This window comes from Geminicoccaceae bacterium (assembly GCA_020638465.1).
In the GTDB taxonomy this organism is placed as follows: domain Bacteria; phylum Pseudomonadota; class Alphaproteobacteria; order Geminicoccales; family Geminicoccaceae; genus JAGREO01.
On the sequence record JACKIM010000003.1, the window covers coordinates 138,869 to 153,229 of the forward strand.

Here is a 14,361-nt window from a genome sequence, read left to right on the forward strand (position 1 = left end):
CCAACATGCAGAAACACCCACGGATCGACAGCACCAAAAATCGTGGGGTTCATGCTGCCATTTGCATGGGCTCCGGCTGCTGGTTGGGTGCGTTGACCACGAGGCCTGGATACCACTCCTCGAACTTGGTCCTGAGCGTGCCATCGAGGACGCGCGTGCGGGTTTGAAGCAAGAGATGTGCGCCGCGCTTTGACCAGCGCATCTGCTGACGCTTGGCGAACCGCTCGAGTGCGTCGACTTCGGCAGGTGAGTTCATGATCTGGATCTGACGGAAGCCTTCCTTTTTCAAACCACGCAACCCGAGCCGCAGCGCCTGCGCATGCTTGCGTGGCACATCTGCGCTGAAATCGCGGTTCGACCTGTCCTTGTTACGCTCGTGGCAAAGTTCCGGGTCGATGTTGAGAGCGAGAACCACCGGCAAGGCGTGATATTGCCGGGCAAGCTGGACCAGCTCCGCCCGATCACGCTGCTGCACAGAGGTCGCGTCGATGACCGTAAGCTTGCGCCGTCGCAACCGGCTGCCGGCGGTCAGGTGCAAAAGCTCGAAGGCGTCGCTGGTCGCGGATTGGTCCGTTTCATCATCGGACACCACAGCACGGCAAGCATCGGAAGAGATGATCTCGGTTTCGCAAAAATGTCGGCGCGCAAAGCTCGATTTTCCCGAACCGGTCGGGCCGATGAGAACGACGAGTGAAAAGTCGGGGATGGATATCTTCATCTACGCAACCCCGATGATCTTGCGAAAGAGTGCCGTCGCCTCAACCTGAAGCGCGTGGTCCACGGGCTCCGGTGGTACCGCCCGGGCGGCGTCGAACTCCATAAGGATCAGATGATCGATCTCGTCGATCCGCCGACCGATGCCGATTTCCCTGGCCTGCATCTTCTGTTGCAGAAGTTCGGCAATCCTGGCCTGCATCGAAGCATCAAGGTCCAGACCGGAAACCAGAGCTTGAAGATTCATCGGCGGTAATTGTTCTGGATGCATGCGCAACCAGCGCAAGGCGAGTGCCGGACGCAGGATATAAAAGTATTTCTTGAAATTGACATGGGTGGCATTGCCGACATGTTTGCGCCACTGACTTTCGCCAAGGCTCAGATAATGGTGCCGGCATGCCGTACGATGGGTGATCTGCCGCGCCAGCGAAACCAGTTCCGCGGTGACTTCATCGCACCACCGGTAGCGGATCGGGCTCGACAGCCACTCCAGCAACACCGGGTTGGGTTTCAAAAGCAGGTTCAGTGCTTTGCGGATGTCCCAGCCGCCGATGTCGAGATCGGCCGAAATCGGTAATTCGATCACGTTGCGGCCAGCTGTCAACGACAGATACCAGTCGGGAGGATGCGCGTAGACGAAACGGACGTCATAGTCGCTGTCGGGCGAAGGAAAGCCCCAGGCCCGGCTGCCGCTTTCCACGGCAAAGAGAATACGTATCTCATGTACCGTCTCGATCTCATCGAGTTTCTCGTCGATGGCCGCGCGAACATCGCTGGCAATGGAAGGCTGGAACTTGGTAAAGTTCATACGCTATCCTTTCGCCTGAACACAGCCATCTGCGACAGACCACCCAGATTTTCATCCTTGAGGCCCAATTCCGTTCACTTTATAATGATGATAGTCGGTTTTTGCTGTTTCGGGTTGTATGGTCCGGTGCGGGATTTGGTGGGGTAGTTGCTCATCTTGCGTTTGACGGTGCGTGGGTTGGTTCGGCCTGGTCTCTGCGGGACGCGTTCGTCGAGGATTTCCATGAGCACGGCGTCATGGAATGCGGTCCGGAGTTTCGGGGGGAATGGCGATGGCTTGCGGGAGTTTGCGGCGGATGACGCGCACGGCATGGAGGAATGAGAGCCGGTTGGGGTCTTCGTCGGTGGTGAGCGCAGCGTCGTGTGCGCAATTCGAGCGAAGTTGGGCATTGAATTCGACGAAGGTGGGCACCTTAGTTCGAAAGCTTGGGCAGTTGCTGCCATTGGCGCTGATCAACAACCGGTAGGCTTCTTCCGTTTGTAACGGAACGGGAAGAGCCATGCCGGCGAAGAGAGCGTTGATGCGCCAGATTCGAGATGTTTTGCGACTGAAGCATGCCGGCGGGCTGAGCGATCGGGCGATCGGCCGGGCCTTGGGCCTGAGCTACAGCAGGGTGGCGAAGTATGTAGTCCGGGCAGCCGCGGCCGGGCTGTCCTGGCCGTTACCGGCTGATCTTGACGAGGGCGGTTTGGAATGCCGTTTGTTCCAGCACAGACTCGGCGAGCCGCAGCGCCCGCAACCGAACTGGCCCCTGGTTCATACCGAGCTGAAGCGGCCGGGTGTGACGCTGAGGCTGTTGTGGGAGGAATCCAGAACAAGCGATGGGAAATCCTTGCGGGCAGTTTTACCGCTGATCAACGTCGTCGCATCGATCGTCTCTTCGACCATGACGGTTCCGGACCAATATCCCTGGATGAGTTGCGATCCAGCCCCCGTGCGTTGGCAACGGGTGAACTGATCCGTCATCTCGAACGTATCGATGGGGCCTGTCAGGAATTTCGTGTACGGGCGATGAATTGATCATGATTTTCAGGCGGCCCGGAGGCGGTCTTCGAAGAGAATGGCGAACTGTGCCTTGGCCATGGCCCATTCGCGTGGCGGCATTCTCCACTCCTTTTCGGCCAGGTTCAAGACCAGGAAGAGCAGCTTCATGGCGCTCTCGTCATTCGGGAAATGACCACGGGTTCGCACCGCGCGGCGCAGTTTGCTGTTCAGGGCTTCGATCGCGTTGGTGGTGTAGATGATCCGGCGAACGTCGTCGGCAAAGGCGAAGAACGGTATCACGGCCTGCCAGTTGCGACGCCAGGACATGGCGATGGCCGGGTATTTTTGCCCCCAATCGCTGGCATCGAACGCCTCCAGCGCCGCCATTCCGGCATCGGCATCCTTGGCCCGGTAAACGGTCTTCAGTTCGGCGGCGACGGCCCGGCGGTCCTTGTAGCTGACGAAATCCAATGAGTTGCGGGGAGAACCATGCGGATGACGGCGCTCGTCAGAATGCCGGAACCACGACGCACCGCAATGCTGGCCGCCCTGTTCCACAGCCTGGAGGCCATCGCCCAGGACGACGCCATCGAGCTGTTCGAAGGCTTGATGAACGAAGTCGTGAATGAAGCGGGCAAGGCCTACAACACGGCACGCATGCGCAGCCTGCGTGATCTCGACAAGGCCGCGCTGATGTCGCCGAGCTGGCCATATTCGAACCTGTCGAAGATGGCCCGTCGATCATCGACAAGCAGGCCGAGCTCCTGCGAAGATCGGGCCGCGATGAGATCCGGGCGGCCATGGAGCGCGCGCGGCATTTGGCGAGACCGCCGGATGACCGGCATTTCGAGGAACTGTGCGCCTACTGGCAGCGCGTCCATCGCCTGTTCAAGGCCTTGCTCCAACGCATCACTTTCGATGCCAATCCGATTGCCGAGCCCGTCAGGGAAGCTCTCGACTTTCTGGCCGGGCTTGAAAACTGGACCAAGGGTTCCCTGAAAGGGGCGCCAACGGCCTGTATAGGTCCCGCCTGGAAACGGCATGTCTTCGATGGCGGGAACACGAGCCCACCCACCAACAATCGAGCCTTCGTCTTCTCCGTTCTCGAGGCCATGCGCAAGGCGCTCAAACGCCGGGATATCTTTGTCCAGTCGAGCATTCGCTTTGCCAATCCGACCCGCGGGCTCCTCGACGACAAGACATGGCTGTCTTCCCGGCCCACCATCTTGCGGGCGCTGGGCCGGTCGGCGGATGCCGAATTCGAAATCTCGCGCCTCGGCAATCAGCTCGATCTGGCTTATCGGCGTACCATCGATCATTTGCCGAAAAACCCCGACCTGCGCTTCGAGAACGGGGAACTCGTCGTCACACAGCTCGACAAGCTGGATGAACCGGCCAGCCTCGTTGCCTTGCGCAAGCAGATCCACCGTCGGCTGCCGAAGATCGAGCTTCCCGAGATCCTTCTGGAGACGGCGGCGCGTACCGGGTTTGCGCGGCCCTTCACCCATCTCAGCGAAAAGCACGCTCGGGTCGACAGCTTCGATATCAGCCTTTGTGCCGTCTTGATCGCCGAGGCCTGCAATATCGGGATCGAACCGTTGATCCGTGACGACTACCCGCCCTTGAGGCGTGATCGGCTTTCCTGGATTGGCCAGAATTTCGTACGTGACGAAACCTTGAGAGCGGCCAATGCGCGTCTCATCGAAGCTTATGACGCGCTGCCGATTGTCCGGGCCTGGGGCACCGGCGACATCGCCTCCGCTGACGGCATTCGGTTCGCCGTGCGGGGTAATCCCATCCATGCCGGCCCGAACCCGAAATATTTCGGCATCAAGCGCGGGATCACCTGGTACAATCTCGTCTCGGATCATTCGGCCGGTCTGAGCGGCATCCCGGTGCCGGGAACCCTGCGGGACAGCATGATGATCCTCGCTTTGCTGCTGGAGCAGGAAACTCACCTCCAGCCCACCGAGATCATGACCGATACGGCAGCTTACAGCGATGTTGTCTTCGCCCTTTTCTGGCTTCTCGGTTATCAGTTCAGCCCCAGACTTGCCGATATCGGCGGTGCTCGCTTCTGGCGTATCGACAAAACGGCCGACTACGGTCCTTTCGATCCGCTCTCCAGACACCGCATCGACATCGAGCTCATCATTCAATGCTGGGACGATCTCCTGCGATTGGCTGCCTCGCTCAGAATGGGGAAGGTCCAGGCGACCGGCATCATGCATATGCTGCAGGTCAGGGACCGGCCAACCACACTCGCCAAAGCTCTCGGTGAGCTGGGGCGTATCATCAAGACCATCCACATCCTCGATTTCATCGGCGATGGTGACAGACGCCGCCGCATTCTCACCCAGCTCAACAGGCACGAATACCGCCACAAACTCGCCAGGCATGTCTGCTACGGCAAGCGCGGTGAATTCGATACGCCACGCCGAGAGGCCCAGGCGCAAAAACTCGGCGCTCTCGACCTCGTCCTCAACATGATCGCCTATTGGAATGCGATCTACATTGAGGCAACCATCGAACAGCTGGAACGAGAAGGACGAACAGTCGACCTCGCCGACACCGCACGGGTCTCGCCTTTGCCCTACGGACACATCAACGTCCATGGCCGCTACTCATGTGCATTGCCTGAGCCAATCGCCAAAGGCGAGCTTCGTCCCTTGCGCAACCTTAATTACGAATAGCTTTTTCGCAATAACTTATGACAGCTCACCGTTCCGCTCGCACGCACGGCCCATCAACTGCATCCGTCCGGGCAACTCGGCACGCAAGGCACCAGGCATGGCTGCCGTGGCACCCGCCGCCATGGCGCTGCGCTTGAGGAACGCGCGTCTTGTCACATCGCAGATCATCTTCGTCCTCCTCCTGATCATTGTTCCCGGCCAGTCGATCATTCGGGCTGGGGTAGCGAGTGCACGCATGCGGCGTACTCTGCCGCGATCTCCGCCACGATGTCGGCAGCGGGCATCAGCCGGGTCACCAAGCCTGCGCTCTGCCCCGCCTCGACCTTGCCGCGCGTGGTGTCGCCATCGAGAGCAGCCATCTTCAACGTCGAGCTCGAGAAGGCCGCGCGGCGGTCCTCCTCGCAGGCAGCCGCAAGCTCCAGAGCCGCCATATCCTCGGCGAATTTGTTGTTGAGCGTGCGGATCATGCCAAGACCGCGGCCCACGGTTCGCGTGTCCGCCACGCCAGCGTTCAGGATGGCCTGCTTGTAGGCATCGCTCACGCCCGCTTCGGGAGTCGCGATGAAACGCGTGCCAAAATTCGCCGCTCCGGCACCCATTGCGAGCGCTGCCGCCAGCCCGTGTCCGTCGGCGAAACCGCCGGAAGCGACAAGCGGGATGCGTCCCTCGATCGCTTTCGCGACGGCGCGCACCAGCACGAGTGTTGAAACCAGCTCGGCCGGAGGATGACCCCCGGCTTCGCCACCCACCACGATCAGCCCGTCGACCCCGGCCGTCGCAGCCTTGAGAGCGTGCGTTTCCGACGCGACGACGTGCAGGCAGGTCGTCCCGGCAGACTTGAACCGGTCCAGATATTTTTGCGGGCCGCCCTGTGAAGCGATGATGACCGGGATACGTTTGGCCACCAGCAGGTCCAGCACCTCGCCGCCTCCCTTGCGATAGAGCGGCATATTCACGGCAAAGGGACGTTCGGTGCCCGCGCGTACCGTATCGATCGCTTCCTCCAGCGCCTCAACATACATCGGTCCCGCCGCGATCACGCCGAGCCCGCCTGCTCTCGACACCGCAAGCGGCAGTGCTGCGTTGGACGACGCCCAGGACATGCCCGCCTGAAGGATCGGCAGATCAATGCCGAGGAGCCGGGTGACGCCGGTTTCAATCCTCACGCCACACGTCCCCGTTCCAACAGCCGGCGGGCATGCTCGGCAAGCTTGGTCTTCTGGATCTTCGATGAGGCGGTCATGCCGATGTCCTCGAATCCTTCCACGATCCAGACGTGGCGTGGCACCTTGAAGGACGCCATGCGCTCGCGTGCCCAGTCCGCCAGATCCTGCGGAGTGAGTGTTGCGCCCTCTTTGAGGATCAGGAATGCGGCACAGACCTCGACGAGCCGCTCGTCAGGGACGCCCACCACCTGCGCCTGCCTGATCGCCGGGTGTTGGTGGAGTCGGTCCTCGACTTCCTCTGGCGAAACATTCTCGCCACCGACACGCACGATGTTCTTCAGACGGCCGATGAATTGCAGCCGTCCATCGGCATCCAGGCGGCCGAGATCCCCCGTCGACAGCCACCCTTCGCCGGAAAGGGTTTCGGCCGTCTTTTCGGGCATGTCATAGTAACCCTTCATGACCGACCAACCGCGCAGCTGAATTTCGCCAATCTCGCCGACCGGACAGGCCATGCCGGGCGTCGGATTCGTCACACGCAGCTCAAGGCCCGGCTGAGGCCTCATGAGGCCGCCGGTGCGAATCTCTTCGGATTCCCACCACGCCGATTGTGCGACATTGGGCGATGCTTCGGAAAGGCCGTAGCCCGACACTACCTCGCGTGCACCCAGCTCGCATGCAACACGGCGCAGAACGGCCTGTGCCCCGGCCACCCAGCCTCCGCGCAGGCTTAGCCGACGATCCGGACGGGAAGGGTGATTGAGCAGCATCAATGCCATCGTATCGTTGCCGGAAAAATGTGTGCAGCGTTCCCTTTCCAGCATCTCGAGCGCTTCTTGCGGCTCGAACCGTGTCATGGTCACCAGCGTTGTGAGATTTTGCAGACAGGCAAGGATCGAAAGCGTTGTTCCCGCGACATGGAAGAAAGGGCGGGAAGAGTGGAAACGGTCACCGCTACGCAGCCCGATGCGTTGGCCGGAAATGAAGCCATTGCCCAGCATGCCACGATGGGTCAGCATCACGCCTTTGGGATAGGCGGTCGTACCGGAAGTATACTGAATCAGAAGTATGTCGTCCGGCGCAGCACATGGAGCGGAATCCGTCCCTGCTGCAGCGAGTAATGCGTTCCAGGGCCGGCAGCCCGCGGGGATGTCCGTGCCCAGCACAACGATTTCGCGAAGATCCGGCACAGCGGGATCCGGCAGTGCCGTGTCAATCCCCGGCACAATCTTGCGCAGGGTAGCGATGAAATCGACAGAGAGCAGCGTGTCGGCCGTAAACAGACGCGTGACACGGGATTGTCTGAGCGCATAGGCGATCTCGTCGGCCTTCAGACGCGTATTGATCGGCACGGTAACGGCACCCAATGTGCCAAGTGCGAGAAACAGCGTCTCGAATGCGACACCATTGCCGAGACAGAGCCCGACATGTTCACCCTTTTGAACGCCTGCCGCCACGAGAGCGGCGCGGACCCGTTCCACTTTCGCAGCGAGCATCGCAAAGGTTGCACGGCCATCCGGGGCCACGATCGCCTCGACGTCGGGCGCGAGTGCCGCGGCGCGGAGCAGGGCATCCTGGACCGTCACCGGGCAGAGTTTGTCGATTGCGAAACTCACTCTGTCATTTCCGTCTTCATGGAGCCCACGGCAGCCGCGAACCTGTCCACGCTGCCGCGCCAGTCGCTTTCGGACAGCAGCCGGTCTATGGCGGCCAGTTCGATAGCAATGCCTGAATTGAGGTCAGTGCGGGCACCCGCGTCGATGCAATGCTTTGTCAGCTTGATCGCCAGACCGGATGCCCTCAGGATACGTTCGGCGGTTTCGTCCACGGTTGACGCAAGATTCCCGGGCATCGTCAGGACGGTGACCAAGCCCATGCGATGCGCCTCTTCGGCCTCCATCACACGGCCGGTAAAGAGCAGTTCCTTCGCTCGGGCAATGCCCACCACCCGCTGCAGTCGCTGGGTTGCTCCAACCGTTCCCCATTGCGGTTCGGGAAACCGGAATGTGGCCGCCGAAGAGGCGATTATGAAGTCGCAGCTCATGGCGATCTCACCGCCCGATCCCACAAGGGCGCCCTGCACCTGCGCGATGACCGGGACGGTGCAAGCGCCAATCGTTTCGTAGGCATGAAATGCCGCGCGACGGCGCATCATCACCCAGGCTTCGTCGCGACCCTTGCGTTCCTTCATGTCGGCACCGGCGCAGAAGACCGACCCTTCGGAACGCAGCACCACGAGGCCGACCCCCCGCATGTCGGCAATCGTTTCGAATGCTTCGATCAGATCTTCGCACATCGGCAGATTGAGCGCGTTGCGAGCCTCGGGACGCGCGAGAATCACGTCCGCACGGGGACCGTTCATTTCCAGTCTGACGGTGCCGTTACCAGTCATGCCACGATACCTTTCTGATAAAGGGCTTCGATCTGATCGCCAGTGAGTCCCAGTTCGGCGGAAAGAATATGACGGGTGTCGGCGCCAAGTTTCGGTGGCGCCTCGAAACGGTGGGTGTCGTAGCCGGAAAAGCGGGCGGGTGTGCGCAGGCCGGGAGTTGCTCCCCTGTCCGGATCATAGAAACTGTCGATCATGCCGCGCGCGCGGATGTGCGGGTCATTCAGAATCTCCGGCACGGTGTTCACCTCGCCGGCCGGAACCCCTGCGGCGCGCAAGGCATCGGCCAGTTCCGCTCGCTCGCGGCGTGCGATGGCTGCGGAAAGCACTGCCGTCACTTCATCGCGCTGCGCAACCCGATCACTATTTTTCGCAAAACCAGCATCCTGTCCCATCTCCTTCAAGCCCAGCACCCCGCAAAGTACGGACCAATGCTGATCGGATGCCGAGATGAACAGCCACTCTCCGTTCACGCACCGGTAGGCTGCCGAAGGGACCCGCCCCAGGTGCTGAGTTCCAGTACGAACGGGAACTTCGCCCAGTGCGAAATGACGGGCGGCGGGCAGCGCGAGCATGGCCACTTGCACGTCCATCATCGCCAGATCGACGTGACAGCCCTTGCCCGAACTGGCGCGCCCGACGAGTCCCGTCAGCGCGGCAATGGTGATCCAGAGCCCCGATGTCAGGTCTGCGAATGGAAGCCCGACCTTGGCAGGCGGCCCATCCGGATGTCCGGTCAGGTCGATGACACCCGACAGCGCCTGAAAGATCGTGTCGTAGCCCTTGCGATCCTTGTACGGGCCCGTCTGCCCGAAGCCGGTGTTCGATATGTAGATGAGCCCGGGATTCACCTCGGCCAGCGCCTTGTAACCCAATCCCAGCCTGTCCATCCCGCCGGGGAGGAAATTTTCGACCAAAATATCGGCCTGAGCGGCAATATCGAATGCAAGCTGTCGCCCTTCCACCGTCTTCATCTCCACGGCAATCGAGCGCTTGGAGCGATTGAACGCCGAGTAGTAGGCGCTTTGGCCGCCCTCGAAGACCGGCTCGAATACGCGGCTTTCGTCGCCGGTGCCCGGGCGTTCGATCTTTGTCACCTCCGCACCGACTTCGGCGAGAATCTGGGTGGCCATCGGTCCCGCCAGCACTCGCGAGAAATCCACGACCCTGATGCCGTCTAGTGGCCTCATACCCCAGACTCTCTGAATGACCGCATCAGCGCGTTCATATCGCGTCCGACCAGCATCGCGGCCTCCGTTGGCAGATCCTGGACCCTGTAGAACAGCGATTTTGCCGCCCTCATCGCGCGGGGCTCATAGGCTGACCAGATCTCCGCGATCTCAAGAGCGACGGGCAACGGGTCACCCTCGACCACGCGATTGACGAGACCGAGGCCGAGCGCTTCCTCCGCGCCGATCAGCCGGCCGAGTGAGATCATTTCGAATGCCTGCTTGCGGCCGAGCGCCCGGACGAGGCTCGTCATCACCAAGGCAGGAACAATGGCATGTCTCAGTTCGGGATAGCCGAATTTCATCGAAGTGGACGCAACCACCATGTCGCAGCCGATCGCCAATCCCGCGCCGCCGCCGACCGCAGCCCCCTGCACGGCGGAGACCACGGGCTTGCCCATCGCCTGCATGGCGGCCTGCAACCTGCAGGTCAGGTCGGCCCGCGCCTCCACCACACCCGACTGTGCAGGCGTGAGGTGTTTGAACTCCGACAGATCAGCACCCGCACAGAAACCCCGCCCCGCTCCTGCCAGCACGACGGCGCCTGTCCCGCTTTCCGCGTCGGCTGCCAGAAGCGCGCCCAGAAGCGCCTGCGTCAGAGCCGTGTTCAGGGCGTTCAGCTTGTCGGGCCGGTTCATCGTCAGGATGCGAACAGCACCGCGATCCTCGACCAGGACCAAATTCTCTTCAGACACTTCAGGTGCTCCCTGTCTGTTTGTCGGCGTCCGACTCGCGCCAGAGACCCGTGCGGGCGACCCGCGACAGCAGCCTGCGTCCCAGCGCGGCCTCGCAGGCATCCGAGGCTTGCATCATCGCCTCGAGGTCGATCCCATGCGGCAATCCCTCGCCCTCGAAGAGAGTGACCAGATCTTCGGTAGCAACGTTGCCGGTATCCCCGGTTCCATAATGAACTCGGGTTGGGTGGCCGCCGACGCCGCCCATGGCGGTGTCAAAATACGTCGCGCCCGCTTCGAGAGCGGCCATGCAGTTGGCGATGCCGGAACCTCTTGTGTCGTGGAAATGCGCCACCGGCACGATCTGCGGGACTTCGTCCAGCAGGCGGCGAAAGAGCCTGTTCACCGTGGTCGGCGTGCCGTTGCCGATCGTGTCGCCAATGGTTACCAGCTCGCATCCCAGATCAGCGAAGTGTGCGACATCCTCGACCACCGCCCCGGGAGCGACATTACCCTCGAACGGGCACCCCAACGCCATCGAGATCACTCCGACCAATCGGAACCGGCCGCGCGCCATTTCCGCCATCTTCTCTACCCGGCGCCATTGGTCGGCACGACTGGCGCGCAGGTTGCGTCGGGTATGCGATTCCGTGGCGGAAACAAGCAGGCTCAATTCTTCGGCACCATGACCCGCATCGAGATCAGCGATCGCACGTTCGACTGCGCGCTCATTCGGGCAAGTGGCCTTGTGGAAAACCCCCGCCCTGCGTGGCAGTCCGGCGAGCACTTGCGATGCATCGGCAAAGCCGGGAACGTGCTTGAAGTGCGAATAACTGGTTGCCTCGATCCGGCGAAATCCAGCTTGTTGAAACAGCTTGAGAATTCGCAATTTCTCGCAGGTCGGCGGCACGGTTTCCTCGTGCTGGAGCCCGTCACGGGCGAAACATTCGCAGATCACAATGCTGTCAGTCATGACGCCTCCTTGAATAGTTCATATTATCAACGATATCAGGCGTAACATCAATAAATTTTTACCCTTAAATTATCATGATAAATCAATAAATTAGGAATTTTTTGATGATATCAATATGACTCATGATAAAAATATAGTAGACATCATCAACGATATTTGTGAGTAAGTTGGCATAAGCAAATCAGCAAGGGGAGGTTCGGCCATGAACCGTCGCACGATCTTGAAATGTTCCGGGGCTTTCCTGACCCTTTCCCTCGCCTCGGGCGCACAAGCCGCAGAGGGTTATCCCGATCATGCTATCGAGATCCTGATCCCGTTTTCGGCTGGTGGCGGTAACGATCAGGTGGCGCGCGCGCTGGCGATCGAGCTCGAGGAGATCCTCGGCCAGTCCGTTGTGCCTGTGCAGAAGACCGGAGCCGGTGGCTACATTGCAGCACAGGCTCTGGTGACGGCAAAGCCCGACGGCTACACGCTCGGTCATCAGTCTCTTGGCACACTCATTCTCGGCGGGTTGATGAAACCTCAGGTCGTAGACGCGCTCCACGACCTTCGCTATGTCGCGCAGATGGCGCTGATCCAGTCCGCCATCGCTGTCAAGATCGACAGCCCCTATCAGTCGCTCGATGATCTGGTCGCGGCGATGAAGGCCGACCCGGGCGGGCTGGCTTGGGGACATACGGGCCGTGGCGGCTTCCATTACATCAACGGCACGTCGCTGCTGGCGGCCACCGGCACGGAAGCTCTGGACGTCCCGTTCAAGGGCAGTTCGAACACGGTCGCGGCGTTGCTGGGCGGAGAAATCGACTTCGCCTTCCTGTCGACCTCGAACTATCTCGGCTTCGAGGACGAGATGCGCATCCTCGCCTTTGCCGCCGACCAGCGCGACGAACTGCTGCCCGACGTGCCGACGGTGCATGAACTGGGCATCGACATGGTGACGGTCGCGACCCCGTCGGTCATCACGGTGCACAAGGACACCCCGGACGATATCGTTGCGAAGCTGGAGGGAGCCATCAGGGATGCTGTCTCGCATGAACGCTATCGCGAGACGTTGGCGGGTATGGGCATCGCTCCGGTCTTTGCTGACGGTGCGGCGATCCAGGCTTATCTGGACGCGAACGTCGAACGCTGGAAGGCGTTGGTCGAGGCCGCCGCCGCGACCGCGGGCTGAGATGTGTGGCTCGAACACGTTGAAATCCGGGAAGTAACCCTGCCACTGCGCTCGCCCGTTCACTGGACGGCGGGCGGCGTGGAGACCGAAGTTTCCTATGTCGTGCTTTTGCTGCAGGATCATGATGGCCGGCAAGGCGTCGCGGAAATCACCTGTCGTCCCGCATGGAACGGCCTGACCCCGGCCCTGCTTGCCCATGCGTTCAGGGAACTTGCCTGGCCGCGTATCGCGGGACTCGCGACCAACGCGCCGATCCTGCCCCATCTCTCCGGCATCCGGGAGATGACGGGCCTCAAGGCGCTTTGCGACAATGCCTGGCGCGATCTGTGTGTACCGATGGCGTGTGGCTCGGCTGTTCGGGTGGCTTCCGTTTTGACCCGCGATGCGCCGGAGATCATGACCGAGGCGGCTCTTCGGGTGCGAGACGAGACCGGGATCGACGCCTTCAAGGTGAAGCTGGGTCAGGGGGTCCAGCGCGATACTGCCGCGTTGACGGCCCTGCGGTGTGCCCTGCCCGAAGCTGAACTTTCGGGTGACGCCAACTCCGCCTATCGCCTTGAAGACCTCGCACGACTGGGAGGCATGGCTTTCGAAATGGGCCTGTCATACCTGGAAGATCCCTGCCCGCTGGTGCCCGACGCGGCCCTGGGTGCAGCCTTGGCCAACATGCCGGTGCCGGTTCTGGCTGACAAGGAGGTGACCGATCCTCACAGCGTGAGCGCCTTTGCCGATCGTGGTGTGACCGGGTTCGCCGCAAAGCCGGGGCGGATCGGCGGTACGGCGGCGATGGATGTGGCAAGGGCAGCGCAGGCGTGCGGTGGGCGAATCTGCAACGGAACCTATTCGGAAAGCGCGCTCGGCGTGGCCGCACAGCTGGATTTCGCCGCCCGGCTGGAGGAGCGTCTGGCGTATCCGCACGAGGTCGATTTTCACCGGGGACTGGCCGCGCAGATCGCGCCCCTTCCCACGATTCGCAATGGTCATGCGATCCCCGCAACGGGCCGGATGGTCGATATGCTCGATCGTGAAGCACTGCAACGACATGCAACCGCCGGCATCACTCTGGCGGCCAACGCCAGGAAGGAGACGAACCATGGTTGAGGGACGCAAGGACAGTCTCGGTGGCGCCCTGTTGTTTGTACTGGGCATGGCCCTGATGATCCATTGCATGCAAAGCTACGAACTCGGGTCGCTGCGGCGGATGGGCACGGGATTCTTTCCGATGCTGTCGGGCGGGCTCATGGCATTGCTCGGGCTCGCCATCGCCCTGCCGCCCTTGCTGCGCGGCATCCGGCCGGGCCTCATACCCTTGCCGCCATTGCGGGCGACGCTCTTCGTGATTACCTCGGTCAGTGCCTTTGCGCTCCTGGTCCGGCCCTTCGGCTTGTTTCCCGCCATCGCAGCGCTCGTGGTGCTGGCAAGCTTCGCCGGCCAGGAACGCTCGCCATTGCGCGACCTCGCCCTGATGATCGCCATCCTTTGCGTGCTGGCCTGGCTCGTTTTCGGTGTCGGTATGTCGCTGGGCCTGCGGATGCTGGCCTGGCCCTGGTGAGGATGGAC

The 14,361-nt window shown here is 61.5% G+C and carries 16 protein-coding genes and 1 pseudogene; 5 read left to right on the forward strand and 12 right to left on the reverse strand.

Annotated features, from left to right (window positions below; all coding sequences use genetic code 11):
• Positions 1-49: 49 nt before the first annotated feature.
• The 3 genes from H6851_20265 to H6851_20275 all read right to left on the reverse strand — a co-directional run bounded on the left by H6851_20265 (position 50) and on the right by H6851_20275 (position 2,023).
• The gene (locus tag H6851_20265; protein MCB9945942.1) at positions 50-718 is read right to left on the reverse strand and encodes an AAA family ATPase; all 669 of its coding nucleotides are present in this window, start codon (positions 716-718) and stop codon (positions 50-52) included.
• Entirely contained in the window at positions 719-1,522 is an 804-nt protein-coding gene (locus H6851_20270; GenBank protein MCB9945943.1) for a nucleotidyltransferase domain-containing protein, read from the reverse strand. It lies immediately after the preceding gene.
• Between the two features lie 234 nt (positions 1,523-1,756).
• The gene (locus H6851_20275; GenBank protein ID MCB9945944.1) at positions 1,757-2,023 is read right to left on the reverse strand and encodes a hypothetical protein; all 267 of its coding nucleotides are present in this window, start codon (positions 2,021-2,023) and stop codon (positions 1,757-1,759) included.
• On the opposite strand from H6851_20275, the gene H6851_20280 reads away from it, so the two are divergent.
• A complete protein-coding gene (locus H6851_20280) occupies positions 2,022-2,480 on the forward strand; it encodes a hypothetical protein (protein ID MCB9945945.1) in 459 nt (152 codons plus the stop codon). The two genes, H6851_20275 and H6851_20280, sit on opposite strands and share 2 nt — an antisense overlap.
• 71 nt (positions 2,481-2,551) lie before the next feature.
• Here the strand turns inward: H6851_20280 and H6851_20285 are convergent.
• A pseudogene (locus H6851_20285) lies at positions 2,552-2,980 on the reverse strand (transposase).
• A gap of 167 nt (positions 2,981-3,147) precedes the next feature.
• The gene (locus tag H6851_20290; protein MCB9945946.1) at positions 3,148-3,324 is read right to left on the reverse strand and encodes a hypothetical protein; all 177 of its coding nucleotides are present in this window, start codon (positions 3,322-3,324) and stop codon (positions 3,148-3,150) included.
• Between H6851_20290 and H6851_20295 the strand changes: the two genes are divergently transcribed.
• Complete coding sequence (locus tag H6851_20295; protein ID MCB9945947.1) at positions 3,307-5,199, forward strand: Tn3 family transposase; 1,893 nt, start codon at positions 3,307-3,309, stop codon at positions 5,197-5,199. The two genes, H6851_20290 and H6851_20295, sit on opposite strands and share 18 nt — an antisense overlap.
• A gap of 15 nt (positions 5,200-5,214) precedes the next feature.
• On the opposite strand, the gene H6851_20300 is transcribed toward H6851_20295, so the two are convergent.
• Genes H6851_20300 through H6851_20330 form a run of 7 tightly spaced genes read right to left on the reverse strand, consistent with a single transcriptional unit; the run spans position 5,215 to position 11,630 of the window.
• Entirely contained in the window at positions 5,215-5,367 is a 153-nt protein-coding gene (locus tag H6851_20300; GenBank protein ID MCB9945948.1) for a twin-arginine translocation signal domain-containing protein, read from the reverse strand.
• 38 nt (positions 5,368-5,405) lie between these two features.
• Positions 5,406-6,365, reverse strand: coding sequence for a nitronate monooxygenase (locus tag H6851_20305; GenBank protein MCB9945949.1), 960 nt, complete (start codon positions 6,363-6,365; stop codon positions 5,406-5,408).
• Positions 6,362-7,981 carry an AMP-binding protein gene (locus H6851_20310; protein MCB9945950.1) on the reverse strand — a complete coding sequence of 540 codons (1,620 nt, stop codon included), beginning with the start codon at positions 7,979-7,981 and terminating at the stop codon, positions 6,362-6,364. Before H6851_20310 ends, H6851_20305 begins: the two co-directional genes overlap by 4 nt.
• The gene (locus H6851_20315) at positions 7,978-8,757 is read right to left on the reverse strand and encodes an enoyl-CoA hydratase/isomerase family protein (protein MCB9945951.1); all 780 of its coding nucleotides are present in this window, start codon (positions 8,755-8,757) and stop codon (positions 7,978-7,980) included. The genes H6851_20310 and H6851_20315 overlap by 4 nt, the downstream gene beginning before the upstream one ends.
• A complete protein-coding gene (locus H6851_20320) occupies positions 8,754-9,944 on the reverse strand; it encodes a CoA transferase (GenBank protein ID MCB9945952.1) in 1,191 nt (396 codons plus the stop codon). The genes H6851_20315 and H6851_20320 overlap by 4 nt, the downstream gene beginning before the upstream one ends.
• Positions 9,941-10,780, reverse strand: coding sequence for an enoyl-CoA hydratase/isomerase family protein (locus H6851_20325; GenBank protein MCB9945953.1), 840 nt, complete (start codon positions 10,778-10,780; stop codon positions 9,941-9,943). The genes H6851_20320 and H6851_20325 overlap by 4 nt, the downstream gene beginning before the upstream one ends.
• Positions 10,680-11,630, reverse strand: coding sequence for a hydroxymethylglutaryl-CoA lyase (locus H6851_20330; GenBank protein ID MCB9945954.1), 951 nt, complete (start codon positions 11,628-11,630; stop codon positions 10,680-10,682). The genes H6851_20325 and H6851_20330 overlap by 101 nt, the downstream gene beginning before the upstream one ends.
• 202 nt (positions 11,631-11,832) lie before the next feature.
• Between H6851_20330 and H6851_20335 the strand changes: the two genes are divergently transcribed.
• From H6851_20335 to H6851_20345, 3 genes are read left to right on the forward strand one after another with little or no spacing between them, the layout of a single operon-like run.
• Positions 11,833-12,801, forward strand: a complete 969-nt coding sequence (locus H6851_20335; GenBank protein ID MCB9945955.1) for a tripartite tricarboxylate transporter substrate binding protein — start codon at positions 11,833-11,835, stop codon at positions 12,799-12,801.
• A gap of 3 nt (positions 12,802-12,804) precedes the next feature.
• Positions 12,805-13,902, forward strand: a complete 1,098-nt coding sequence (locus tag H6851_20340; protein MCB9945956.1) for a hypothetical protein — start codon at positions 12,805-12,807, stop codon at positions 13,900-13,902.
• Positions 13,895-14,353, forward strand: a complete 459-nt coding sequence (locus tag H6851_20345; GenBank protein ID MCB9945957.1) for a tripartite tricarboxylate transporter TctB family protein — start codon at positions 13,895-13,897, stop codon at positions 14,351-14,353. The genes H6851_20340 and H6851_20345 overlap by 8 nt, the downstream gene beginning before the upstream one ends.
• Positions 14,354-14,361 lie beyond the last annotated feature (8 nt).